Here is a 24,243-nt window from a genome sequence, read left to right on the forward strand (position 1 = left end):
TGAAACGACGCCTCTCCGACGTCGTCTACCAAGCGCTTCGCACCGACGTCAACGGCCGCCAACCAGCCGTCGCTTGACAGAGGAGCAATCCACAGTCCTCCGCAGCGGGACAATCGGCGACGGTCGCAGAATGCAGCCGACAGGGACCGTCAGTCAGGGCTTGCGTCGACCGGCGTCGACCGGGCGGCGCCCGTGTCTCGGCGCACCAGCTGGCTGAACCTCCAGGCGTCGGGGGCACGGGGCAGGTTGTTGAACATCACGTATGCCGGGCCGGCGTCGATGATGTCGGCGAGCCATGCCAGCTGAGCATCCGTATACACATGGCGGGCGCCGGAGATGCCGTGCAGCCGGTAGTAGGCCATCGGTGTCAGGCTGGGGCGCAGGAACGGGTCGGCGGCGTGGGTCAGGTCCAGTTCCTCGCACAAAGCCCGAACCACCTCATCCGGCCACGGGCCGCGCGGCTCCCACAACAGCCGGACACCCGCCGGCCGCCGCGCTCTGGAAAGGAACTCGCGCAACCGCGCGATGGCGGGCTCGGTCGGCCGGAAGCTCGCCGGGCACTGGAGCAGGATCGCGGTCGCTTCCAGGATCGCGGCGCAGCGGAGCGTGGTATCCCAGGCGCGTGCGGCGATGGGCGTCCACCGGAAACCGCCGACCTCGGTGCGTTCCTGGGCACTCAGCGGTGTACGCAGCCGCCGGTACGTGGAGCTTTTCGCCTCGTGCGTGATCAACTGCCAGGCCTTGATGGTGAACTCGAACGCCGGTGGGACGCTGGCCCGCCACCGCCGCAGCGTCGACTCGCGGGGTGGCTCGTAGAACGTCTGCTGAACCTCCAGCACACGGAAACGTTGCGCGTACGAGGTCAGCGCCATGCTGGCCCCGCACAGGCCGACCTTTACCGGCGTCATGCGCGGTGCATACCCCCGGATCTCGAGGGAATCACATCGGGACGACAGGGTCGGGCAGGGGCTGTCCCCCGACGTTGTGGCGGACGGTCCCCCGCACCGAATCGATCGCCCAGGCCCAAGCCGAACTGGTCCCAGCGGAAGCACGACTACGAATCAGCAGCCGAGAATTTGCTCGCCTGATGACCCGTGCCGAATCACCGAGCTGGTCACCTTAACCGCTGTGTCGAGGGGTGACTTGCACACCCACGCCGGTGACCTTCAGGTACGCAGCTGCTTGCGATAAGCGCCCACGGCCGAACCGCAGCTCACGCCTTGATCAGTTGTGTCCGAGGCCCAACACATCGGATACGCACACGGTGATTGCCGAGAGGACACTGTCACTGGCGCTCCGAAGCTGAGCGCCACGTTGCCTGGTCGGAACCCTGATCGACCTTCTGACTCTTCCATCAGGCACGTGCGACGAGAGGCCATTCCCTCGGCAGTGTCCTGGCGCCACTCCCCCGGGCGGCCGGGCCCACCATCGCCCTCGCCGACGGTACTAACGCCGGTGTCGACGACACCACGCCCGGCGGTCCCGCCGGCGATCATCGGCTTACGGGACGCAGCGGCGAGGTGTTGTCACTGAGGAGAATCTCGAGGCTCCGAACATTACCTTTGAAACTCCACAGGCTCACGTGTCGATTTCACTACACCCTTCAGCCGGCCAGCCACGTGCCGTCGAGCGACCGCTCGCGCTACCAGGGCCGTACAGAATACTCGTTCCTTGTGCTCGGGGGCCGTAAAGTGCCATTTCTGAGATCATCAGTAGGCACACCGCTTTCCTGGAGGACGGATCCGACTTTCAAGCCAGGTGGTTGCATTGTTCTCTCCGGCGAGCCTGTTGCTAGGGCGGTTGCGCTATGCGTACAAAATCCTGCTCGTGACGGTGGTCCTGCTTCTCCCACTTGGCTTCGTCACCTGGGGTTACGTAGGGATTCAGACCACTCAGGTCGCCTTCAGCGCCAAGGAACGCGTGGGCGTCGCCTACCTGTCGCCGCTGTTGAAGCTGACGGCCGCCACGGTGCGCGCCCGGCACTCGGCGGTCTCCGAGGGCGCACCTGATGGCGCCTCGACGAACGCGGCGATCAGCGCGGTGGACGCCGTCGACAAGGCCCACGGCGCGGAACTCGGAGTCAGCCAGGCGTGGTCCGCAGCCAGGGCGGGGCTGGCCGCTGCCCCGAACTCGGGCACCGGGCAGACCGCCTACGACGCGTACAGCAAGGCCTCGGCCGCCTTGCTCGATCTGGTGGTCGCCGTGTCCGACGCATCGAACCTCACCCTGGATCCCGACCTCGACTCCTACTACGTGATGGACGCGCTGGTCTTCCGGCTGCCGGGCCTGCTCGATCAGGCCGGCCGAACCGTCGACGAGACGCTCCTGGCGTCAGGTAGCGCCCCGGAGGTGGTGCGCAGCTCCCAGCTGCGTCTGGCCAGTACGGCGGGTGCGCTGGCGAGCACCCAGAAGGCGGTCGACTCAGGGATGGCCACCGCCCTGGCCAAGACGGTCCGGCGTCAGCTGGCCGATGTGCGGCCGTCGATCGAGGCCGAGCATCAGGCCGTCGCCTCGCTGCTCACCCAGGTCGACAGTGCGGTCGCGTCGGGACAGCTCGCGGATGTCACCCCCGCGGCAGGGGACAGGGCGTGGACCACAATGGTCCAGCTGACCGACGTCCTCGTGCCTCAGCTGGACGCGCTGCTGACGACCAGGATCAGTGGATTCCAGAAGAAGGCCTATGTCGTCGAGGCGGCCACAGTCGGCGCCCTGCTGTTGGTGTGCTACCTGCTCGTGGGTTTCTACCGTTCGGCGACGGTGCCTATGCGGCGAATCGTGACCGCGTTGCGGGCCCTGGCCGAGGGTGACCTCACCCAGCAGGTGCCGGTCGACACTCGCGACGAAGTCGGGCAGATGGGTACCGCCTTCAACCACGCTCTCACCCGGGTCCGCGAGGCGATCCACGCTCTGCGCGCCGACGCTGACGAGGTTGCCGCTACCTCCAGTAGACTGTCCAACGTCAGCGCCGACATGCGGACCACCGCGGAATCGACGGCGAGCAAGGCACGACAGGCCGGCACGGTCGCCGACGAGGCCTCCAACCGCCTCACCGCGGTCTCGGCCGGCGCGGAAGAGATGTCCGCCTCGATCGACGAGATCTCGCTCGGCGCGAGTCAGGCCGCGGCCGTGGCCACCGAAGCGGTCGACGCGGCCCGCAGGACCGGGCAGACGATCGCTCGGCTCAGCACGAGTTCCGCACAGATCGGGGAGGTGCTGAAGGTCATCACCGGGATTGCGGCACAGACCAACCTGCTGGCCCTCAACGCGACCATCGAAGCAGCCCGGGCGGGCGAAACCGGCAAGGGCTTCGCCGTCGTCGCCGGCGAGGTCAAGGACCTGGCGCAGGAGACCGGCCAGGCCACCCAGAACATCGCGACCCGCATCGACGCCATCCAGACCGACGCACGGGACGCGGTCGAGGCCATCCAGCAGATCAGCGACGTCATCGCCCGGGTCAACGAAATCCAGTCCACCATCGCCGCCGCCGTCGAGGAGCAGTCGGCCACCACCTCGGAGATGACCAACGGGATCAGCGAGGTGGCAGCCGGCGCCGAACGGATCGCGGTCGGCGTCAGCTCCGCCACCCAGGAGGCGAACCGGACGACCACCGGTGCGGACTCGGCCGCCCGATCGGCGCAGGAACTGGCGCAGACCGCGGAACGACTACGCGACATCGTGGCCAGGTTCACTACCTGACAAAGAGGCCCTTACCAACCTTTGGCAGGAGTAGCCCAGCACCCCGGTCGTACTCGCGGGCACCGATATGTGTCAGGCCCGTTGTCGTGTCCGCCGCCTTGCCGAGGAAGCCCTTGTCGTCAGGCCGTCCCAGGCACCGTCTCGGGCTCCACCGGAGCGCCACTTCACCCGATACCGAGTGATCTTGCCCTTGGTTTTTCCGGGTTTCGATTGAAGCCATCGCGCTTCTCCCAGCTGCCATGGCGAACCATGCCGCTGCCGGAAGGAGGGCCCCGCCGGGAGGCGGTGTTCCCACCGTGTTCCCACGGCGGCCCGTGCTGGGCGTCAAGGTCGCGGCCTCGACCGTCTGGGAAATCCTCAAGGACGCCGGTATCGACCCGGCACCCCGGCGAACCAGCGACACCTGGGCAACGTTCTTGCGCTCCCAAGCCCACGCCATCCTTGCCGCCGACTTCTTCGAAATGACGACGTTAACCGGCGCCCGCGTATACGTCCTGGCCGTCATCGAGCACGCCACCCGCCGGGTGCGCATCCTCGGCGCCACCGCCCACCCGACCGCCACATGGGTGAGCCAGGCGGCCCGCAACCTCGTCATGGACCTCGACGACGCCGGATGCCAGGTGAAATACCTCATCCGTGACCGCGACGGGAGTACCCGGCCCCGCTCGACGCGATCCTCGCCGACGCTGGAATCACGGTTGTACTCAGCGGCGTCCGGATGCCGCGCATGAATTCGATCATGGAGCGGTGGATCCAAGCCTGCCGCCACGAACTGCTCGACCGGACGTTGATCTGGAACCAGGCGCATCTACTGCACGCCCTAGGCGAGTACGAACGGCACCACAACCGTCACCGTCCCCATCGGGGTATCGCGAACGCCCGGCCGCCACATCCGCTGCCCGACCCGATCGCCGACCCCGCCGCGATCACGCATCTGCACATCCGCCGATACGATCGGCTCGGCGGACTCCTCCACGAATACGAACACTCGGCCTGAGCTGCACGGACGAGATTGTCGGCACCCACAGCGCCGTTGGTGTCAGTAACTCCGGCGTCGTCGAGAAAGGCGGAAAGCCTGCGACGCGCAGCGTTCTGTCTATCTCGACAGCGCTCGGGGGCCTCACCGGAGCTGCGGGCAGCATGCGGGACACCTGTGGCATTACGAGTGCCGGGCTACCTGACTCGAACCGGCTCATGCCGAACGGACGGCGGCCCGCTCAAAGGCAACATAACTGAATATGACGCACCTTCCCATGTGCCTTTGCCCGGCGCTCGTCCGCCAATTTAGTATCTCGCCCTTCCCCGACCGGAGCGACGTCCGACAGTCGTCGGCATCGACACACTCTCACATCGGCTACTCGCCGAGCGTCGCGCCCGCTCGGCGGCCAGAGGAGTAGAACACTGCGATGCTGATGATTCGCTTCTACGGGCCGCGGAGTTTCCCCATTCCCGCCCTCACCGTCGTGGATCTGCACCCGGTAGTGTGCCGTGCCCGGTACGCCGTCACTTGTGCTCCGTGCTGGGCATGCGATGTCTGCCAGGAAGTCGAACCCCTGCGCCTGCCCTCGGCGCGCCAAGAAGGGAGCCGGTTTACCCGCCGGCTCTCGGGTCTGTGCACGCCTCCACGTCGGCTACCTGCTCCGCGCCTTTCAATCGAGTAGGTCGGCCTCCCAGTTGGTCCGTTGGATCAGTGTGTCGATTTCACGTAGTTGCCGGGCGAGGTCGTCCGCTTGGCGTCGTAGGTCCGCCACCGGCAGAGCCGGGATCATCTTCAGCTCGGAGCGCAGCTGCCGAAACCCCCGCTGGCCCTCGCCGGCCGCGGCGTCAGCCGCGGAGGTGATGATGCCGTGCCGCAGGCGCAGGACGTCGCGGCGAGCGAGTGCGTCGGTGAGGGTGCCACCCTCGACCGGGGTGGCGGCGTTGGTCCGATTGATCCGCCGAATCAGCGACTCGAGCTCGTCGAGCACGGCGCCAGCTTCGGCCAGCAGCGACGCTGCGTCCTCGGCCGGCGTCTCGCCTTCCTGGTGGCGCGCGCTGCCGGTGACACGGGAACGGAGCTGTTCAGCACGACGCGACGCATCTGCGCGCAGCGCGAGAGCCTCGGCAAGTTTCATGGACACCAGTATGGCGAAACAAGATCGACATCGCGCGGCAATTTCTCGCCAGATCCCGGCCGAGGCACGGTGGCCGCGCCGTCAGGAACTCGTCCGCCGGATGTACGGAGCGCGACGGCCGCACGGAGCATCCCACACCACTGGCGGCATGTGCGGGCGTCTTGCGGTCCGAACCATTGGCGGCGATCGGCTGCCCGCTTCACGGCACGTGGGGTTCCGGATGCTCGTCAAGGAAGCGCATGGCGTTGTCATCGTCGGCGAGCCACTCGACGGCGCGCCGGTGGGCGCGGGCATCGCGGAACGCGTGCCACGCGGGCAGCAGGTGCGGGTACTCCTGGTGCAGTTCGTCTTTGAACCGGCGGAAGGCGCGGCGCGTGGTGATTTGACGAATGCTCAATGGGCCAAGCTGGAGGCGGTGCTGCCGCCGGTGCGGATGGGACGTCCGCCGCGGGACCCGCGGACGGTGATCGACGCGATCCGGTGGCGGGTGCGGACGGGGTCGCCGTGGCGGGACATGCCAGAGCGGTATGGGCCGTGGGAGACCGCCTACGGGCTATTCCGGCAGTGGCAGCGCGACGGCACCTGGCAGCAGCGGAGAACCAGGGCAACAAGACGTTCTACCTCTATTGATCCACGGCGGCTCTGATCAGGCGAACGGTTGCAGCTCCGGCGGAACCCGATCGGGTACGTCCCATCGCCCGGCCGAGGCCGAATATCGGAAGTGCCCGTGCTCGATGCCCCGAGCCCAGCCGTTGACAACGTCGGCCCAGCTCGGCACCAGCACGTCGAACACGCGGTCCGGCGCCTCGTCCCAGACGTGCACCGGCGCGTTGCCGTCCGCGGCGGTCGCCCGAAGGTCGACGAAGAGACAGGCGGCGTCGAACGTCACGACGGGCAGCCACCACGGCGCCCACTGGCCCTCCCACTCCTCCACATCGTCGGGAAACTCGGGCGGGTCGTTCCAGGACAGGCGCTTGGCGCGTTGGTCGAGGGCCTCACGCAACGACATCAGATACCACGTGGCCCCCACCTGCGCGCCCAGGCTGGACACCCCGTCGGCCGCACCGTTGTGCCATCCCCACCAGACGCGCAGGTCACCCGGAAGGTCCAAGCCCAACTCGGCGGCGTACGCGTCCAGTTCCGCCTCGCTCAGGCCGGGTGCGAGCGAGCCGGGCGTCGGCGCGCCCTGGGCCCGCCACGCCGCGGCGAGCCGGTCAAGATCCCGTTGTTGAAGCACGTCGTCATAGTGCCTGCACCCGTACGAGGAAGTCCACGTGGCCAAAGACCATCGCACCTTGCTCATCGCGCCAGACAGGCGCCAACCTAGGTTGACATAGGTCCATTATCGATCGACTCGCCGTTGAGGGCGAGCCGCCTTCATGGCGCGTTCCGTGTCGTGCCGGGCCTGGTACTCGGAGCTCAGCTGCGCCGCAGCCCCGGTCTGGACCGCCGAGACCGCGCGCAAGAGCAACATCACCAGCGGCTGACGAAGCTAAAGAAATCGAGTCCGCTTTCTGATCTTCGGTTTCCCGGTGAGGCTGCTACGTTGCTAAGCGATGTCTCGTAACCCGGTGACGGTCCGCTTCGGACGATAGTGGATCATCGATGGGTGCAGGTGTTCTCGGCCTCTCGCCCAGAGTTGATCCACCCGTTCACCGGACTACGGCCGGCGCAGTTCCGCCGGCTGGTACGCCTGGTCGCTCGACGCGGCGGTGACGCCATCGCCGATGGGCGCCCGGGCCGGCCCTGGGCCCTGACCCTGCCGGACCGGGTACTACTGGTAGCGGTGTACTGGCGCACGAACCTGACCATGCGCCAACTCGGACCGTTGTTCGGGGTCTCGCACTCCGCGGCGCACCGCGTCATCGACACCGTCGGACCCCTGCTGGCTTTGGCGCCGTTACGTCGCCGACCGAAAGATCAGGTCGCGATGGTCGACGGCACCCTGATCCCCACGCGGGACCATCGATTGGCCGCCCCGAGCAAGAACTACCGGTACTCGACGAACCTGCAGGTGGCCATCGACGCGAACACCCGCCTGGTCATCGCCCTGGGCGACCCGCAGCCTGGCAACCGTAACGACACGATCGTGTACCGCAGCAGCGGCATCAACGATCAACTCGCCGGGCGGGCGGTGATGGCCGACGGCGGCTACCACGGCAACCACGAAGTAATCATGCCGTACCGCAAACCCCGTGACGGCAGCGAACTACCCGAGTGGAAGCAGGACTACAACGCCGGGCACCGCAAGGATCGGGCTCGGGTCGAACATGTCCTGGCCCGACTCAAGACCTACAAAATCCTGCGCGACTACCGTCGCGCCGCACGAACCCTCGCTGTCACCGCCGCCGGAATCGCCCACCTGCACAACATCGCTCTGGCCAGCTGACCCCGGAACCGTTCACGGGCAACGCCTACACCCAGTTACGAGACATCGCTTAGTCGGTCATTTCCGGCCGCCGGCACAGTCGTGGGTGGCCGCGGCGAGCGCGGCCCGCCCTCCGGCGTGCCAGTGCGCCGCGAACTCGGCCGCGGGCACCGCCGGCCCCCACAGCCAACCCTGGCCGTTCGGTACGTCCATTGCGGCGAGCGCGTCCCGCTGGAGCGGGGTCTCAACGCCCTCGGCGATGAGGCTCAGCCCTAGCGCGTGGCTCATCGCCACCACGGCCCGGACGATCTCTTCGTCCTCGGTGCTCGACCCGAGTCCGGTCACGAACGACCGGTCGATCTTCACCCCGGTCACCGGGAAACGGCGCAGGTAGCCCAGCGCCGAGAAGCCCGTCCCGAAGTCGTCGATCAGCAGCTTGAAGCCGAGCTTCCGCAGCTCGAACAGCACTTGCCCGGTCACCCGGGAGCCGTCCACCATCACCGACTCGGTCATCTCCAGCGCGACGCAGTGTGCCGGCACACCGAAGCGCAGTAGCTCGCCCGCGACGATCAGCGGTAGCTCAGGGTCGGTGAGTTGCCGCGGGGACACGTTGATCGACAGGTAGAAGTCGGCGCCGACCGTGCCGTCCTCCCGCCACTCGCTGAGCTGGCGCAACGCCTCCTGGCGTACCCAGGTGCCGATCACACCGATCAGCCCGGCCTCCTCGGCGATCGGGATGAACGCGGACGGCGGGACCTGGCCGCGTTCGGGATGCACCCAGCGGACCAGGGCCTCGGCGCCGACCGGCTGGCCGCTCTCCATCCCGACGATCGGCTGGTACGCGACGTACAGCTGGCCGGCGCTCAGTGCCTGGCGCAGCGCGACCTCCAGCTCGGTCCGTTCCCGAACCTGCTCGTGCATCGAGGTGTCGAAGAACGTGATCCGGCCGGGGCCCTCCCCCTTGGCCCGGTACATCGCGGTGTCCGCGTCGCGCATCAGTGCGTCGGCGGTCATCGCGGCCTGCTCGTTGTCGGACGCTGCATGGGCGATGCCGATCGACGCGCTGATCGCCATGTCGGTGTCGCGGACCAGCACGGGTCGATCGAAGCAGCTGCGGATCTCATCGGCCAGGCTCAGCGCCCCGTTCTTGTCACCGACGTACACGAGCAGGAACTCGTCGCCGCCGACCCGCCCGACCGGCACGCTCGCCGGCAGCGCGGTCCGCAGTCGCCCGGCCACCTCGATCACCAGCTGATCGCCCGTGTCGTGCCCCCAGGAGTCGTTGACCCACTTGAACCCGTCCAGGTCGAGCAGGAAGACCCACACCCGCCGGTCCTCGTCGCCGGGCGGGATGTCGTCGAGCAACCGGGTGATCTCCCTGGACATCCTCTGCCGGTTCGGCAGCCCAGTCAGCACGTCGTGCCGGGCCTGGTACTCGGAGCTCAGCTGCGCCGCAGCCCCGGTCTGGACCGCCGAGACCGCGCGCAAGAGCAACATCACCACCGTGAGCACGCCGCCGACGGTGATCAGCAGCCGGGTTCCGGAACCCCGGCCGCCGATCGTAGCGAGCAGCACGAACGGTGTCACCAGTGCGGGTGCGAGCACCATGATCCGAGCCGCAGACCAGGCCTGCACCGGGCGGCGGTCAGCCCGGCTCAGCTCTGCCACGGAGGGGTGCAGCGCGCACACCGCCAGCATCGTGAACGTCAGCAGCGCGGGGACGTCCAGCAGCGGCGACGCTGACGTCCCACCGGAGAGGGCGGTGATCGCGGCGGCGGCGTCACCGACGAACATCATGATGGCACCGGTGATCCAGGCGAGAAGGCTGACCGGCAACCTGGTGGCGGTGAACGTGACGTTTACGGTGAGGAGCAGGACGATGACGTCCAGCGGCGGGTACAACGCGGTGATCACCGCCTCCACCGGTGGCCGGCCCGGAATGTCGAGGGCGGGCAGGGCGAGGAGCAACACGCTGGCCAGACCGAGGGCGAGGCAGACGGTGAGGGCGTCGAGCACGGCGTGCCGTTCCAGGCTTTGCCGGGCTCGCAGCAGCCGGACCAGGAGAACGAAGAGCAGTACATAGCCGGACATCGCGGCGGCGTGGGGAAGCAGATGCAGGGCCGGGCCGTGGCCGTCGACCAACGGTTGGATCAGGATGCTGAGCAGGAAGCAGAGCGCCCCGCCGCCCATCAGGCTCCAGCCTCCGCGGGGCTCGGCGTGCCAGCGGCGTGGCCCGGCCAAACAGGCCCAGACACCGCCCACCCCCACGACGGCCGAGCACCCGGCATTGATCATGGAGGAAAGCTCAAGCGCATAGAGCACGGTCGCCAGCACGCCGGCGATCGCGAACAGGCGCCACAGATGCCGGCCGGTGATCCACGCCGCCAACCACGACATCCCGTGCCCTCCCTCGACCGCGCGGTACCGATGCCAACCCTTCGGGCAGCCCCTACCCCATCGGTACGCGGACGCCGGGACTGAGCAAATGGGCGCTATGTGTGCCCGATCTTCCGAGGCGCCCAGGTGCCCGATCACAGCACCAACCCGCACCGGCCCAGCGGTAAACACTGAAGATCCACAAGCCGGGCGAGCAGCGCCGCCAGGAAGGGTCCGCGATGACCACGATCCTCATCGCCGTGGACAGCGACGACGTCCGCATGGGCTTGCAACGTCTGTTCACCCGTGCTGGCTTCACCGTCCACCCGGCGCCCGACGGGCACGCCGCCCTGCAGGCCAGCACGCCGGCAAACCCCGACGTCGTGCTCACCGACCTCGACATGCCGCACCTCGACGGCCGGGGACTCTGCCGCGCCATCCGCGACGACCCGACCCTGTGCGACACCTCGTGGCAATCCTCAGCGGCGATCCCCGCCTGAGCGAGGCCCAATCGTGCGGGGTGCTGCTCAAACCCTTCTCCAACACCGACCTGGTCGCCGCAGTGCAACACCTCGCAGACGCCGGCCCCCGCCGGCACAAGACCGACTCCGCGGCCTGCCCGCAGCACGCCGGATAGCACACGACGAGCGACGCGCAACTGCGCCGCGGCGACCGGCCTTCTTCGACACGGGCACCGAGCGACAAGGCGGCATTCCCACCGCCTGATCCCTCCGGCTCCAAGCCACCGCTCCGCGATCGCGCCCTGTCGGCGGCATGTCAGGGCGAGGGAAGCGAGATGATCAGTCCGTGTTGATCCGAGAGACAAGGACGCTCCTTGCGTCGATGCTCGATGACGCAGTGCCAGCGAAACGCCGGTTTCCCAAAAGTCGACCATGGCCGGATGTTGTGCTCGAGAAGAATCTTGCGCGAGAAACGCAACTGATCATTGCCGCGGCGAGGAACGCCGACGCGCCCACACGGTCGACTGCCCGCCACCGAAGTCCAGAGCGACACCTCGACCCTACGCCTGCCCGCCTGGCCAGCCCGCCGCCACGTCGCTGGCGACGCCGACCACGTGAAATGCGCGTACGGTGAGACTCGTCGCTCGAGACCCCGGTGGCACTCTGCCCACCGCCGTCGAATCCGCCCCTCAGCCGGGTGACGTTTCCGAGCCGACCAGCCTGTCACTCGATGCGCCCGCACCGGCCGATACGCGGCCCGGGACAGCCTGGCCCGAACCGCACACCATCCGCTTGCCCCTCGTCTTTGTCTGCCACCCGGTGAAGAGACGCACACGACGACGTCGAGAGATGAGGCGATGATGAGTCAGCAGGCACCGGCGGTTCCTTCTAGGCCGTCGACAGGGTCCTCGACGGCGCGGAGCTGGTTGATGCTCGGCCTCGCCACGCTGGGGTTCGCGGTGAACTTCTGGGCCTGGGCGTTGCTCAGTCCGCTGGCGCCGAAGCTCAAGGATGCCTTGCGCTTGACCCCGTTCCAGCAGGCTCTGCTGGTGGCCGTGCCGGTGGTGGTCGGGTCCGTGGGGCGTATCCCGGTCGGTGCCCTGACGGACCGGTTCGGCGGCCGGATCATGTTTCCGCTGGTCTCGCTCGCGACGATCGTGCCCGTCCTGTACCTCGGGTGGGCGGGGCATGCCTCCTTCGCCGGTCTGTTGGTCGGCGGGTTCCTGCTCGGTGTCGGCGGGACGACCTTCGCGATCGGGGTTCCGTTCGTCACCGCCTGGTTCCCGTCGGCGAAGCGGGGCCTGGCCGTGGGCGTCTTCGGCATGGGCATGGGCGGTACCGCCATCAGCGCGCTCACCACGGTCAAACTCGTTGCGGTGTACGGCACGGCAACCCCGTTCCTGGTGACCGCGGGCGTGTTGTTCGGCTACGCCGGCCTGGCGGCCCTGCTGCTGCGTGACGCGCCGAACCGGCAGGTGCCGGCCGAGCCGTTGGCCCGCCGGCTGGCCGCGACGCTGCGGCTACCGATCACGTGGCACGCCTCGGCGCTGTACGCGGTCGTCTTCGGCGGCTACGTGGCGTTCTCGGTCTATCTCCCCGCCTACCTGAAGACCGCGTACGCGCTGAGCCAGGCCGACGCGGCCAACCGGATGGCCGGATTCGTGCTGCTGGCGGTCATCATGCGCCCGGCGGGCGGCTGGCTGTCGGACCGGTTCGGGCCGACCCGGGTGCTGTACGTCGTCCTGCCGGTCGTCGGGCTCGGCGCGGTGGTGCAGGCGTTCACTCCGGCGCTGGCGCCGATCGGGACGGCGGCGTTCCTGGCCATGGCCGCGGCGTTGGGCGCCGGAAGCGGCGCGACGTTCGCCTTGGTGGCGTTGCTGGCGCCCGCGAACAAGGTGGGTTCCGTAACCGGTGTCGTCGGCGCGGCCGGCGGCCTCGGCGGGTTCGTTCCGCCGCTGCTGATGGGCGCCGTCTACACCCGGTACGGCTCATACGCGATCGGCCTGCTCCTGCTAGCGGTCGTCGCGGCGGCGGCGCTGGTGCTGACGGTCACCGCCGTCCGCAAGTCCGCGCGGCCTGCGACCATCCGGCCCGGCCGGGTGCCGTCCGATGTGTGAGTACTGCGGTTGCCAGGCCATGCCGGCCATCGCCGAGCTGACCCGGGAGCACGATGCGGTCGTCGCGCTCGTCAGCCAGGTGCGGGCGGCCCACGGCGCAGGGGATGTGGCCGCGATGGCGGTGATCGCACGGCGGATCGCCGTGATCCTCGGCCCGCACACCCAGGTCGAGGAGGAGGGACTGTTCCCGGCCCTGGAAGGCGACTTCCGCGATCACGTTGCCGTGCTGCGCGCGGAGCACCGCGTGGTCGAGGCGGTTCTCGACGAGGCGGCAGCCGGGGTGCCGGCTGAGCCGGGTTGGCCGGATCGACTCTTCACGATGCTGGAGATGTTGCGTGAGCACATCCTCAAGGAACAGGACGGGGTGTTCCCGGCAGCCCTGACCGGTCTGCGTACCGCCGACTGGGACGCCGTCGACGCCGTACGAGCACGAGTGGGCACGGCGGTGGCAATCGACTCCATCCGGCAGCCGCATGAACAACAGGGCCTGGCCCGGGAATGAGCGATATGTCGCGTACGGCTGGACAGGCGGGGCGGGCGTTGTTGTCCGTTGGCGGGCTGCTGCGGCGGGCGGAGGTGTCCGACGACGGGCGCACCCTGCATCAGATCGGCGGGCGGGAGGCCGACAGCTTCTACCGGGATCGCTGGGCCTACGACAAGGTGGTGCGTTCCACCCACGGGGTGAACTGCACCGGGTCGTGCTCGTGGAAGGTGTATGTCAAGGATGGCATCATCACCTGGGAGCAGCAGCAGACCGACTATCCGAGCGTGGGTGCGGATCGTCCGGAGTACGAGCCGCGGGGCTGCCCGCGCGGGGCGGCGTTCTCCTGGTACACGTATTCGCCGACCCGGGTGCGTTACCCGTACGCCCGCGGGGTGCTGGTCGAGATGTACCGCGAGGCCAAGGCCCGCCTCGGCGGCGATCCGGTCGCGGCGTGGTCCGACATCCAGGCCGATCCGGTACGCCGGCGCCGTTACCAGCGGGCCCGCGGCAAGGGCGGCCTGATCCGGGTTGGCTGGGATGAGGCGCAGGAGATCGTGGCGGCGGCGCACGTGCACACGATCGGCGCGTACGGTCCGGACCGGGTCGCCGGCTTCTCGCCGATCCCGGCGATGTCCATGGTCTCGCACGCAGTGGGTGCCCGGTTCCTGTCGCTGATCGGCGGGTCGATGCTGTCGTTCTACGACTGGTACGCCGACCTGCCGGTGGCCTCACCGCAGATGTTCGGCGACCAGACCGACGTGCCGGAGTCGGGCGACTGGTGGGACGCCTCCTACCTGATGATGTGGGGCTCGAACGTCCCGGTGACCCGTACCCCGGACGCCCACTGGATGGCCGAGGCCCGCTACCGGGGCCAGAAGGTCGTCGTGGTCTCTCCCGACTACGCCGACAACGTCAAGTTCGCCGACGAGTGGCTGCCCGCCCAGCCCGGCACGGACGGTGCACTCGCGATGGCGATGGGGCACGTCATCCTCAAGGAGTTCTTCGTCGACAAGACCACCGAGCCGTTCGTCGACTACGTGTCGCGGTACACCGACCTGCCCTACCTGGTCGCCCTGGAGCCGGTCGACGGCGGCGGATACCGGCCGGGCAAGTTCGTCACCGCCGCCGACCTGGGCGAGACCGACGCCGAGGCGGCGTTCCGGCCGGCGCTGTGGGACAGCGTCACCGACGCTGTCGGGGTGCCCAACGGGTCGCTCGGGCACCGCTTCAACGACGCCGGCGTCGGCAAGTGGAACCTCGACCTCGGCGCCATCGTCCCCCGGCTCAGCTGCGCCGGCGGCGACGGTGTCGAAATCGCGCTGCCCCGCTTCGACAACGACACCCCCGAGCTGATGCGCCGGGGCGTGCCCACCGCGCGGGTCGCCGGCAAGCTGGTCACCACCGTCTTCGACCTGATGCTCGCCCAGTACGGTGTCGCCCGGCCGGACCTGCCGGGGACGTGGCCGACCGGCTACGACGACGCGGACGTGCCCTACACCCCGGCCTGGCAGGAGCCGATCACCGGCGTACCGGCGGCGGCCGTGGCCCGCATCGGCCGGGAGTTCGCCGACAACGCCGAACGCTCCGGCGGCCGGTCGATGATCCTGATGGGCGCGGGCACGAACCACTGGTTCCATTCCGACACCACCTACCGGGCCATGCTCGTGCTCACCACGATCACCGGCTGCCAGGGCAAGAACGGCGGCGGCTGGGCGCACTACGTGGGCCAGGAGAAGTGCCGCCCGGTCACGGGCTGGTCCCATCTGGCCTTCGGCCTGGACTGGGTCCGGCCGCCGCGGCAGATGATTGGTACGGCGTTCTGGTATCTGCACACCGACCAGTGGCGCTACGACCAGTACACCGCCGACGTGCTCACCTCGCCCCTTGCAAAGGGCGACTTCGCCGGCCGGCACACCGCGGACCTGCTGGCGAAGTCGGCCCGGCTGGGCTGGATGCCGACGATGCCGACCTTCGACCGCAGCCCTCTCGACGTGGCCGACGAGGCGCTCGCCGCCGCGCCGGAGGACCCGGCCGGGTACGTGGCCAAGGAACTGGTCGACGGCCGGCTCGAGTTCGCCTGCACCGACCCGGACGCGGAGCAGAACTGGCCGCGGGTGCTGACGGTGTGGCGGGCCAACCTGTTGGGCTCGTCCGCCAAGGGCAACGAGTACTTCCTGCGGCATCTGCTCGGCACCGACGCCTCGCTGCGCGCCACCGAGGCGCCGCCGGAGAAGCGCCCGCAGGATGTGGTCTGGCACGACCAGGCCCCCGAGGGCAAACTCGATCTGCTGCTGTCGCTGGACTTCCGGATGACCTCCACGACGCTGTTCTCCGATGTGGTGCTGCCCGCCGCGACCTGGTACGAGAAGCACGACCTGAACACCACCGACATGCACCCGTTCATCCACGCGTTCACCCCGGCGATCCACCCGCCGTGGCAGACGCGGACCGACTTCGACGCGTTCCACGGCATCGCCAAGGTCTTCTCCGAACTGGCGGGCCCGCGCCTCGGCGTGCGGAAGGACCTCGTCGCGGCGCCGCTGCTGCACGACACCCCGGATGCGATGGCCACCCCGGGTGGTGTGGTGCGGGACTGGCAGACCGGTGAGGTGCCGGCGGTGCCGGGAAAGACCATGCCGAAGTTCATCGTGGTCGAACGCGACTACGGGGCGATCAGCGCGAAGATGGGCTCGCTGGGTCCGCTGCTGGACCGGCTCGGCACCACCACGAAGGCCGTCACCGTGGACGTCAAGCCGGAGATCGAGTTCCTTAAGAAGGTCAACGGCACGGTGCGGGGTGGTGTCGCCGACGGCCGTCCGCGCCTGGACACCGACATTCGCTGTTGCGAGGCGATCCTGGCCCTGTCGGGCACAACCAACGGCCGGGTAGCCACCGAGGGGTTCCAGTTCCTCGAACGGCGTACGGGGCAGAAGCTGGCGGATCTGGCGGCCGAACACGAAGGCAAGCAGATCCGCTTCGCCGACACCCAGTCGCGCCCGGTGCCGGTCATCACCAGCCCGGAGTGGTCGGGCAGCGAGCACGGCGGGCGCCGCTACTCGCCGTTCACCATCAACGTCGAGCGGCTCAAACCCTGGCACACGCTGACCGGGCGGCAGCACTTCTACCTCGACCACGACTGGATGCAGGAGCTCGGCGAGGAGCTGCCGGCGTTCCGTCCACCGCTGGACATGCACAAGCTGTTCGGGGAGCCCCGCCTCGGCCCCAAGGGCGAGCTGGAGCTGACGGTGCGCTATCTGACGCCGCACTCGAAGTGGTCCATCCACTCGGAGTACCAGGACAACCTGATCATGCTCACGCTCTCCCGCGGCGGCCCGACGATGTGGATGAGCGAGATCGACGCGGCGAAGATCGGAGTGACGGACAACGAGTGGATCGAGGCCGTCAACCGCAACGGCGTCGTAGTCTGCCGCTCCGTGGTGACGCACAAGATGCCCGAGGGCACCGTGTACCTCTACCACGCCGCCGAGCGGGTCATCGACGTGCCGAAGGCCGAGACGAACGGCCGCCGCGGCGGCATCCACAACTCGCTGACCCGGCTGCTGATCAAGCCCAGCCACCTCATCGGCGGCTACGCCCAGCTGTCGTTCGCGTTCAACTACCTCGGCCCGACCGGCAACCAGCGCGACGAGGTCACCGTGATCCGCCGTAGGTCCCAGGAAGTGGAGTACTGATGCGCGTCATGGCCCAGATGTCGATGGTGATGAACCTCGACAAGTGCATCGGCTGCCACACCTGCTCGGTGACCTGCAAACAGGCGTGGACCAACCGCTCCGGCGTCGAGTACGCCTGGTTCAACAACGTCGAGTCCCGCCCCGGGCAGGGCTACCCGCGTACCTATCAGGACCAGGAGAAGTGGCAGGGTGGCTGGGTGCGGACCCGGACCGGGCGGCTCAAGCCCCGGTCGGGCGGCCGGCTCAAGAAACTCATGACCATCTTCGCCAATCCGAAGATGCCGGCCATGCAGGACTACTACGAGCCCTGGACCTACGACTACGAGCACCTGCTCACCGCCCCGGCCGGCGACGACACCCCGGTGGCCCGGCCCAAGTCGCTGCTGACCGGCGAGGACACCAAGGTCACCTGGTCGGCGAACTGGGACGACTCCCTCGCGGGCGGCAACGAGATCGCCGCCGGCGACCCGATCCTGCAACAACTGTCCGACCAGGTCCGGCAGGAATATGAGAAGGCGTTCCTGTTCTTCCTGCCGCGCATCTGCGAACACTGTCTCAACCCATCCTGCGCCGCGTCGTGCCCCTCCGGGGCGATCTACAAACGCTCCGAGGACGGCATCGTGCTGGTCGACCAGGACCGCTGCCGCGGCTGGCGGATGTGCGTGACCGGCTGCCCGTACAAGAAGATCTATTTCAACCACCGCACCGGCAAGGCCGAGAAGTGCACGTTCTGCTTCCCGCGCATCGAGATCGGGCAGCCGACGATCTGTTCCGAGACGTGTGTCGGCCGGCTGCGCTACCTCGGCCTGATGCTGTACGACGCGGACGCCGTCGGAAAGGCTGCCGCGGTCAAGGACGAGCACGCCCTGTTCGAGGCCCAGAAGTCGGTCTTCCTTGACCCCCACGACCCGCGGGTCGTCGCCGCGGCCCGGGCCGCGGACATCCCCGACGACTGGATCACCGCAGCGCAACGCTCCCCGATCTGGGACCTGATCATGAAGTACCAGGTGGCCCTGCCGCTGCACCCGGAGTACCGCACCATGCCGATGGTTTGGTACATCCCCCCGCTGTCGCCCGTCGTCGACATCCTGCGCGACACCGGCCACGACGGCGAGGACCTCAACAACCTGTTCGGCGCCGTCGACGCGCTGCGCATCCCGCTCGACTACCTCGCCGGACTGTTCACCGCCGGTGACCCCGCACCGGTCACCGCCGTCCTGCAGCGCCTCGCCGCCATGCGGGTCTATCAACGACGCATCAACCTCGGCGAGGAACGCGACGAGTCCATCGCCGGCGCCGTCGGCTTGACCGGCGAGCAGATGGACGACATGTACCGCCTGCTGGCCATCGCCAAATACGAGGAGCGCTACGTCATCCCGGCCGCCCACGCCGAGGACGCCCACAAGCTGGAGGCGCAGGGCGCCGAGTGCAGTCTCGACTTCGAGGGTGGACCGGGGATGGGCGGGTCGGGGCCGTTCGGTGAGGCCTCCGGCACCCCGGCGCCGATCTCGGTGGAGAACTTCCACATCCAGCGCGACCGGCAGACCGCCGACTCCGGCGCGGCACCCGACGGCAAACAGGCCCGCGTCAACCTCCTCAACTGGGACGGCCGGGGACGGCCCGACGGCCTGTTCCCGCCGAGACAAGACACCGAGACCCGATGACGACGATCAGAGAACGGATCACGCACAGACGTGGTCGTGCGGCGGAGGAACCGGCCTGGCGGGCGGTCGCCGCCCGCGCCGCCTCCCTGCTGCTGCGGTACCCCGACGACGCCACCCTTTCCGTCCTGCCGACCGTGGCGGCCGCCCTCGACGAACTGCCGGCCGTCGTAGCGCGCCCCTTGCGGTCGGTGGCGGACATGCGGGCTCACGCCCATCCGGTTACCCTGGCCGCCGAATACATCCAGCTGTTCGACTTCCGCCGGCGCTGTTGCCTGCACCTGACGTACTACACCGCCGGCGACACGCGCAAACGCGGCGAGGCTCTGGTGCTCTTCGCCGCGGCGTACAAGGCGGCAGGTGTGGAGATCGTGGATGGTGAACTGCCGGACTATCTGCCGGCCGTTCTCGACCTGGCCGCGCTCGACGACGACGGCTGGCGGCTGCTGCGGGAGAACCGCGTCGGCCTCGACCTGCTCGCCACGGCTTTGGACGCTGAGAAATCGGCCTACCGGCACGTCATCGAGGCGGTGCGGGCGATGCTGCCGCCGCCGCAACCCGGCGACATCGCAGCCGCCCTCCGCCTGGCCCAGTCCGGCCCGCCGGTCGAGCAGGTAGGCCTGGAACCGTTCGGGCACGTCGACACGACCGGAGGCCGTCGGTGAAAGTCCTGCTCTGGGTGGTCTACCCGTACCTCTGCATCGCGGTGCTCGTCGGCGGGACGATCTGGCGCTACCGCTACGACAAGTTCGGCTGGACCACCCGCTCCTCCCAACTCTACGAGTCAGCGATCCTGCGCTGGGGCAGCCCGATGTTCCACTTCGGCATCCTCATGGTTCTCGTCGGCCACATCGGCGGCCTGCTCATCCCCAAGGCGTGGACCGAGGCGGCCGGTATCACCGAACACGCGTACCACCTGACGGCGGTGTTCGTCGGGACGATCGCGGGGCTGTGCACGCTGATCGGCATGGCCATCCTCATCGCCCGCCGGCGGCTCACCGGCCCGGTCTTCGCCGCCACCACCAAGAACGACAAGGCGATGTACGTCGTACTCGCCGGAGTGATCGTCCTGGGGCTGCTGGCGACGGTGCGGGCGAACATCATCGGTGACGGATATGACTACCGGGAAACGGTCTCGCCGTGGCTGCGGTCGCTGTTCTACTTCAGCCCCGATCCTGAGCAGATGGCCGGCGTCCCTGCCGGGTTCAAATTTCATGTCATCGCCGCGTTCACGCTGTTCGCGTTCTGGCCGTTCACCCGGCTCGTGCACGCGTTCAGCGCCCCGGTGGGCTACCTCACCCGCCCCTACATCGTCTATCGCAGCCGCGACGCCCGCCCCGGCCTGCGCAGGTCGAGACGTGGGTGGGAGGGCCCACCGAAGCTCCCCGAACGGCCCCGCACCAAGCAGAAGTGATCTCCAGGAAGGCATCCGTTGTGGAATCCACCTCGTTGACAGCACTGATCCAGGAACGCTGCCTTTGCTACGCCGTGGCGCGGAGGCGGCTGACCCACCCCTGGGCGGTGTAGCGGGGTACCTGATAGTGCGCGGCGATGCCCGCCACGGTCCCGACCTGCTCGAAGACCGCCGCGAGATCGTCGGGGGTACGCCGGTAGACGCGCCCGCTCGTAGAAGACGTCGCGGTGGTAGTGGCAACACGAGCCCGCTTCGCGGGTGTCTTACTCTTCGCCGGGGTCGCAGCGCGCGTGGCGGCTCGCTTGCTCGCCGACGTCGGTGGGGTCTTCGTCGTTACCGTTTTTCCGGTGGCCTTCACCGCGGCCTGCTTAGCGGTGCGCCGTTGACGTGGCGGTGCCTCGTCCCGATCGGCGCGGCGCAAGGTCTCGCCCCCGGACGCTGCCGTGGCAGTAGGCGCGAGTGCCGGGCGTCTCGAAGGCGTCGCCGCAGTCCGCGGTGTGGCTTTACGCGCGCGGCCCTTCCGTGCCGCAGGCGCAGCCGACTGGTCGGCGGGCTCGGTACGGGCGGCAGCCTCGAGGGTGAGCGCGCCCTGCGGCGCGCTCAGCTCACTCACGCCGGCAGGATGCTGACCGCTCGATGCGGTCATGGCGCCGGTCACCGCTTGCAAGAGCAGATCGAAGTCGACGGTCGGGATGTGTCCACTCGACAGGCCCTGCGGGGCATGCAGGTGTACATCGGTTATCCGAACCTGACCACCGGACGCATCGATCACCAGCCGGGTCGCGGCACCGCTGTCGTCGTTCGGGGCAATCGTGATGGTGTACGAATCCATAAGGTTTCCTCCGCGGGGGTGACGCAGTCGTCGGCGATTAGTCATGCCGCCTTCCCCCGACAGGCGATGACGTCCAGCATGACAAACGCCAGATGAAGGTCACCAATGTAGCGCCGCAGCGAAAACGTAGCGACACCCCACGGCTACAGGACACCCGTCGCTTCTGTGGCATCTCGGGGTGTCGGATGCGTGAAGGCCCGATCGCCTGCAACTCGTCGGCGCTCAGCCCTCGTACACCGCGATGCACTGACTTCGGCATGTCCGCGCAACGGGGCCGGTCGCTCAGCCCGAGGCCCCTGCTGACGGCGACGCCGCGCACGACCGACGGCACATATGCGCGTCCGAATCCATGTCAGCTCATGGGCCGCAGGTCGCGCTTGGCGGAGACACGTCCTGGTAACCACATCTGGTATCCCGGGGCCCTCCTCGCCTAAGGTGAGCGACGTTCTGGCAATCTCGCGTCATGGACCACTCCCCATAGGATGAGATCTCAGCCGGGATCGCCGCAGCGCCGTATCCGATCGTGCAACTGCCGTCGGACAAGGCCCAAGCCGAGGTGGGCCTGCGACGAGTACCCGTTCGCGAGCACCAAGGAAGGCGCCTTCACCGGCAGTTCCGTGAGCACCGGTACGCCGGACGGACGGCGCAAGTGGCGCGATTCCTCGCGGCTCATCGGCGAGGTCGACGACCGGGATTCCGGTCGGCAGTACCTGAACGTCGCCTTCTATCAAGGCCATCGCATCCTCAGCGATGACCCCTTGGTTCTGAGCGCGAGTAGCGGTCCCGATTGGGCGGGAGTCTGGGTCCCGGCACCTTCCGGCGGGTTTCATCGGGCGTGTGTTTGGGGCTCTGGCGCGAACTGCGTGATTGACCTTGGTCCTGGTAGCCAGCTTCGGTTACAGCGCGGCGGAGAGCGCCAACGCGGTTCTCGCTTGATTGGCAGTCCTTTCACGGCATCCTTACCTGGTGACTGCCAGACAAGCGAGGGAGGAGCGGTCGGCAGAGTTACGTGCCGTCCTGCGAGACGTCCGGGTAGCGGATCATTGGCAGGAGTGTGACCCGGGCCGGTTCATTGACGTCGCGGTGCGTCGCTGGACCAGCTTCGAGCGGCGCATCCATGCGGGTAAGCGAACGCCCCAGAAGCGAATCCAGGATCTCCTACGCGGGCTCAGGGAGTCGCTCGGAGAAAATGTCGTTTTCGAGGATCCCGGGTGGCTGGAGCACCTCGCGGAGTGTTTCGGCGCTGCACTACTGGCGGCCGATCGCGCCGTGGAGGCTTCCAGCAGTCAGCATCCGCCGAACCCTCCGCCAGCCCCGTAGCGTCGCGGTGATGAGCCTGCTCAGCCTTTCTTCTGCAGCGAGTAGCACGCGCTTGCGGAGCAGGTCGAAATCGGCTCGGCCATACATCTGCCGCTTGATCATCTTAATGCGGTTGACGTTGCCCTCGACCCGTCCGGAGCTGAGGGGCAGGCTCAGCCCCGCCGCGACCGCGGGGTCGGCGTTCAGGCCGGTCGCGAAGCGGCTGATGCCAGGCAACCTCGCCTGCTCAGCCGCGGCAATCCATGCGGTGAGCCGTTCGCCGGTGCAGGTGGGTCAGCATGTCGGCGAACGAGCGGACCAGACCGGCGGCGGTTCGCAGCTCCCGGCAGCGGTCCAGGGCCGTGCAGCGTTGTTCGGTGTCGCGGCCGACGAGGTTGTCCGGATGCCGGCAGATCCATCCGGACACCCGCCGAACCGATGGCGGACGGCGGACGACCGTCAGGTCGGGTTTGTTGCGGTACTGCTCGACGAACCTGCCGACGATCGCGTAGCTACCCGCGAATCCCTGGGCAGCGATCTCGCGATACAAGGTGCTGGCTTTGAGGCAGCCCTCGCCGATGCGGCGTATCAGGTAGGACTGGACCTGGTCGACCAGGCTCGGTCGCCGCTTCTGCCCGACCACCATCTCTTGCCACGTGGCGGCGTGGGCATATTTCGACACTGTCCGATGTGACCAGCCGAGATGCCGGCCGATCTGTCTGCCAGAGGTGGAAACGGCAGGCGACCTGCACGGCCTGCGGCGCCGCGGTGCGAGCCGCTTCAGCATAGGCGCTGGCCCGGTCCCGGCAGATCACCTCCGGAGCCGGATGTTCCTGCAGCAGGCAGTCAGCGGCGCGGCATCCCGGCCGACCAACACATCCACAACCTGGCGGGTCGCGCAGTCGATCAACACGGTGCCGTAGTGATGCCCGCGCTTGACCGCGAAGTCATCCACCCCAAGCACCGTGATCTCGCCGACGGGAGGGTCAGGCAAGGCTCGGACCAACCGAAGCAGACGATCGCGGCTGGCCGGCATCCCCCACGCCGTGGACAGCCGGGCACCCGCCCGGCCGGCCAGGGCAAGTCCGATCGCCGTCAACATTCGCCGGAGCCCGTCACTCACACGTGACCAGCGCCAGGTCAGCCCGTCGACCTGCTCAACGAACGTCCTGCGCCGGCACTCGGGGGTTGCCGCAGAAGAAACGACGCACCCTCAGCAAGATCCGAATCAACCGGCCCGCCACCGGCGCATCGGTCAACGTCCGCCGATACCGCGAATGCACCCGGACCGACGGCTTCGAGCAGGCAGGGCACACGCCTACCTCACCGCGCACCGTGGCCGTGAAGACAACTTCGGCCTCGGGAATGCACCTCCTCGACATCGACGCCGGCCAGGTGAGGAAGAAGCTGCTCAACGGCACCACACGGTCAGACAACGACTCATCGCCCAACGTCCATCACACAGTTCGCACCAGAGCCGAGTTTGGGACTCGCCCTGGTCGTGGGTGTCGAGCTGGCGACGCCCGCGAGCGCGTGCAGGCTCGTCCAGACCGACGACTTCAACGAGACGGGGCGTGTGTACCTCAAGCTCGCTGACGCGACGCCCGCCTGGTCCGACGCCGTAGTGGCGTTAAACTCGCGGGCCATGGGACCGCTCATCTTCAGTCTCAATCTCACCCTGGACGGTTGCGTCGACCACCAGGAGGGGATCGCTGACGACGAGACGCAC

20 protein-coding genes and 3 pseudogenes are annotated in these 24,243 nt (G+C 68.3%); 13 read left to right on the forward strand and 10 right to left on the reverse strand.

What is annotated here, in order from left to right; genetic code table 11:
* Positions 1–149: 149 nt before the first annotated feature.
* Positions 150–908, reverse strand: coding sequence for a DUF72 domain-containing protein (locus tag AB0368_RS37830; RefSeq protein ID WP_366158872.1), 759 nt, complete (start codon positions 906–908; stop codon positions 150–152).
* Positions 909–1,827: 919 nt separating this feature from the next.
* On the opposite strand from AB0368_RS37830, the gene AB0368_RS37835 reads away from it, so the two are divergent.
* The 3 genes from AB0368_RS37835 (at position 1,828) to AB0368_RS37845 (ending at position 4,693) form a co-directional block, all read left to right on the forward strand.
* Entirely contained in the window at positions 1,828–3,696 is a 1,869-nt protein-coding gene (locus AB0368_RS37835; RefSeq protein WP_366158873.1) for a methyl-accepting chemotaxis protein, read from the forward strand.
* 296 nt (positions 3,697–3,992) lie between these two features.
* Positions 3,993–4,427 (forward strand): hypothetical protein, encoded by a 435-nt coding sequence (locus AB0368_RS37840; protein WP_366158874.1) that lies wholly within the window; start codon positions 3,993–3,995, stop codon positions 4,425–4,427.
* 8 nt (positions 4,428–4,435) lie between these two features.
* Positions 4,436–4,693 carry an integrase gene (locus tag AB0368_RS37845; RefSeq protein ID WP_366158875.1) on the forward strand — a complete coding sequence of 86 codons (258 nt, stop codon included), beginning with the start codon at positions 4,436–4,438 and terminating at the stop codon, positions 4,691–4,693.
* A 652-nt stretch (positions 4,694–5,345) separates the two neighbouring features.
* Here the strand turns inward: AB0368_RS37845 and AB0368_RS37850 are convergent.
* Positions 5,346–5,810, reverse strand: a complete 465-nt coding sequence (locus AB0368_RS37850; protein WP_366158876.1) for a DIP1984 family protein — start codon at positions 5,808–5,810, stop codon at positions 5,346–5,348.
* Between the two features lie 199 nt (positions 5,811–6,009).
* A complete protein-coding gene (locus AB0368_RS37855) occupies positions 6,010–6,207 on the reverse strand; it encodes a UPF0158 family protein (protein WP_366158877.1) in 198 nt (65 codons plus the stop codon).
* Between AB0368_RS37855 and AB0368_RS37860 the strand changes: the two are divergent.
* Positions 6,148–6,396, forward strand: a pseudogene (locus tag AB0368_RS37860) (transposase); the annotation flags it as partial. The gene AB0368_RS37855 and the pseudogene AB0368_RS37860 overlap by 60 nt on opposite strands.
* A gap of 60 nt (positions 6,397–6,456) precedes the next feature.
* Here the strand turns inward: AB0368_RS37860 and AB0368_RS37865 are convergent.
* Positions 6,457–7,047 carry an SMI1/KNR4 family protein gene (locus AB0368_RS37865; protein ID WP_366158878.1) on the reverse strand — a complete coding sequence of 197 codons (591 nt, stop codon included), beginning with the start codon at positions 7,045–7,047 and terminating at the stop codon, positions 6,457–6,459.
* A 372-nt stretch (positions 7,048–7,419) separates the two neighbouring features.
* Here AB0368_RS37865 and AB0368_RS37870 point away from each other — a divergent pair, with 372 nt between their 5' ends.
* Positions 7,420–8,199, forward strand: a complete 780-nt coding sequence (locus AB0368_RS37870; RefSeq protein ID WP_366158879.1) for a transposase family protein — start codon at positions 7,420–7,422, stop codon at positions 8,197–8,199.
* 57 nt (positions 8,200–8,256) lie between these two features.
* On the opposite strand, the gene AB0368_RS37875 is transcribed toward AB0368_RS37870, so the two are convergent.
* Positions 8,257–10,575 (reverse strand): bifunctional diguanylate cyclase/phosphodiesterase, encoded by a 2,319-nt coding sequence (locus AB0368_RS37875; protein ID WP_366158880.1) that lies wholly within the window; start codon positions 10,573–10,575, stop codon positions 8,257–8,259.
* Between the two features lie 218 nt (positions 10,576–10,793).
* Here AB0368_RS37875 and AB0368_RS37880 point away from each other — a divergent pair, with 218 nt between their 5' ends.
* From AB0368_RS37880 to narI, 7 genes are all read left to right on the forward strand, one after another.
* Positions 10,794–11,054, forward strand: a complete 261-nt coding sequence (locus AB0368_RS37880; protein WP_366158881.1) for a response regulator — start codon at positions 10,794–10,796, stop codon at positions 11,052–11,054.
* An 890-nt stretch (positions 11,055–11,944) separates the two neighbouring features.
* Positions 11,945–13,132: an MFS transporter gene (locus tag AB0368_RS37885; protein ID WP_366158882.1), complete on the forward strand. Its 1,188-nt coding sequence runs from the start codon at positions 11,945–11,947 to the stop codon at positions 13,130–13,132.
* Positions 13,133–13,151: 19 nt separating this feature from the next.
* Positions 13,152–13,634, forward strand: coding sequence for a hemerythrin domain-containing protein (locus AB0368_RS37890; protein WP_366158883.1), 483 nt, complete (start codon positions 13,152–13,154; stop codon positions 13,632–13,634).
* A gap of 5 nt (positions 13,635–13,639) precedes the next feature.
* A complete protein-coding gene (locus tag AB0368_RS37895; protein WP_366158884.1) occupies positions 13,640–17,308 on the forward strand; it encodes a nitrate reductase subunit alpha in 3,669 nt (1,222 codons plus the stop codon).
* Positions 17,308–18,972, forward strand: coding sequence for a nitrate reductase subunit beta (gene narH / locus AB0368_RS37900; protein ID WP_366158885.1), 1,665 nt, complete (start codon positions 17,308–17,310; stop codon positions 18,970–18,972). The genes AB0368_RS37895 and narH overlap by 1 nt, the downstream gene beginning before the upstream one ends.
* Positions 18,969–19,634 carry a nitrate reductase molybdenum cofactor assembly chaperone gene (gene narJ, locus AB0368_RS37905; RefSeq protein WP_366158886.1) on the forward strand — a complete coding sequence of 222 codons (666 nt, stop codon included), beginning with the start codon at positions 18,969–18,971 and terminating at the stop codon, positions 19,632–19,634. Before narH ends, narJ begins: the two co-directional genes overlap by 4 nt.
* The gene (narI, locus tag AB0368_RS37910) at positions 19,631–20,383 is read left to right on the forward strand and encodes a respiratory nitrate reductase subunit gamma (RefSeq protein ID WP_366158887.1); all 753 of its coding nucleotides are present in this window, start codon (positions 19,631–19,633) and stop codon (positions 20,381–20,383) included. Before narJ ends, narI begins: the two co-directional genes overlap by 4 nt.
* A gap of 67 nt (positions 20,384–20,450) precedes the next feature.
* Here narI and AB0368_RS37915 read toward each other — a convergent pair whose 3' ends face one another.
* The 5 genes and pseudogenes from AB0368_RS37915 to AB0368_RS37935 form a co-directional block, all read right to left on the reverse strand.
* A complete protein-coding gene (locus tag AB0368_RS37915) occupies positions 20,451–21,215 on the reverse strand; it encodes a hypothetical protein (RefSeq protein WP_366158888.1) in 765 nt (254 codons plus the stop codon).
* A 1,353-nt stretch (positions 21,216–22,568) separates the two neighbouring features.
* Positions 22,569–22,775, reverse strand: a pseudogene (locus AB0368_RS37920) (ISL3 family transposase); the annotation flags it as partial.
* Positions 22,762–23,301 carry a hypothetical protein gene (locus AB0368_RS37925; RefSeq protein WP_366158889.1) on the reverse strand — a complete coding sequence of 180 codons (540 nt, stop codon included), beginning with the start codon at positions 23,299–23,301 and terminating at the stop codon, positions 22,762–22,764. The pseudogene AB0368_RS37920 and the gene AB0368_RS37925, both read right to left, overlap by 14 nt.
* Positions 23,302–23,325: 24 nt before the next feature.
* Complete coding sequence (locus AB0368_RS37930) at positions 23,326–23,616, reverse strand: transposase (RefSeq protein ID WP_366158890.1); 291 nt, start codon at positions 23,614–23,616, stop codon at positions 23,326–23,328.
* 55 nt (positions 23,617–23,671) lie between these two features.
* Entirely contained in the window at positions 23,672–23,896 is a 225-nt protein-coding gene (locus AB0368_RS37935) for a transposase family protein (protein ID WP_366158891.1), read from the reverse strand.
* Between the two features lie 119 nt (positions 23,897–24,015).
* Here AB0368_RS37935 and AB0368_RS37940 point away from each other — a divergent pair.
* A pseudogene (locus AB0368_RS37940) lies at positions 24,016–24,243 on the forward strand (hypothetical protein); the annotation flags it as partial.

This window comes from Actinoplanes sp. NPDC051475 (genome assembly GCF_040689425.1).
Lineage (GTDB): Bacteria > Actinomycetota > Actinomycetes > Mycobacteriales > Micromonosporaceae > Actinoplanes.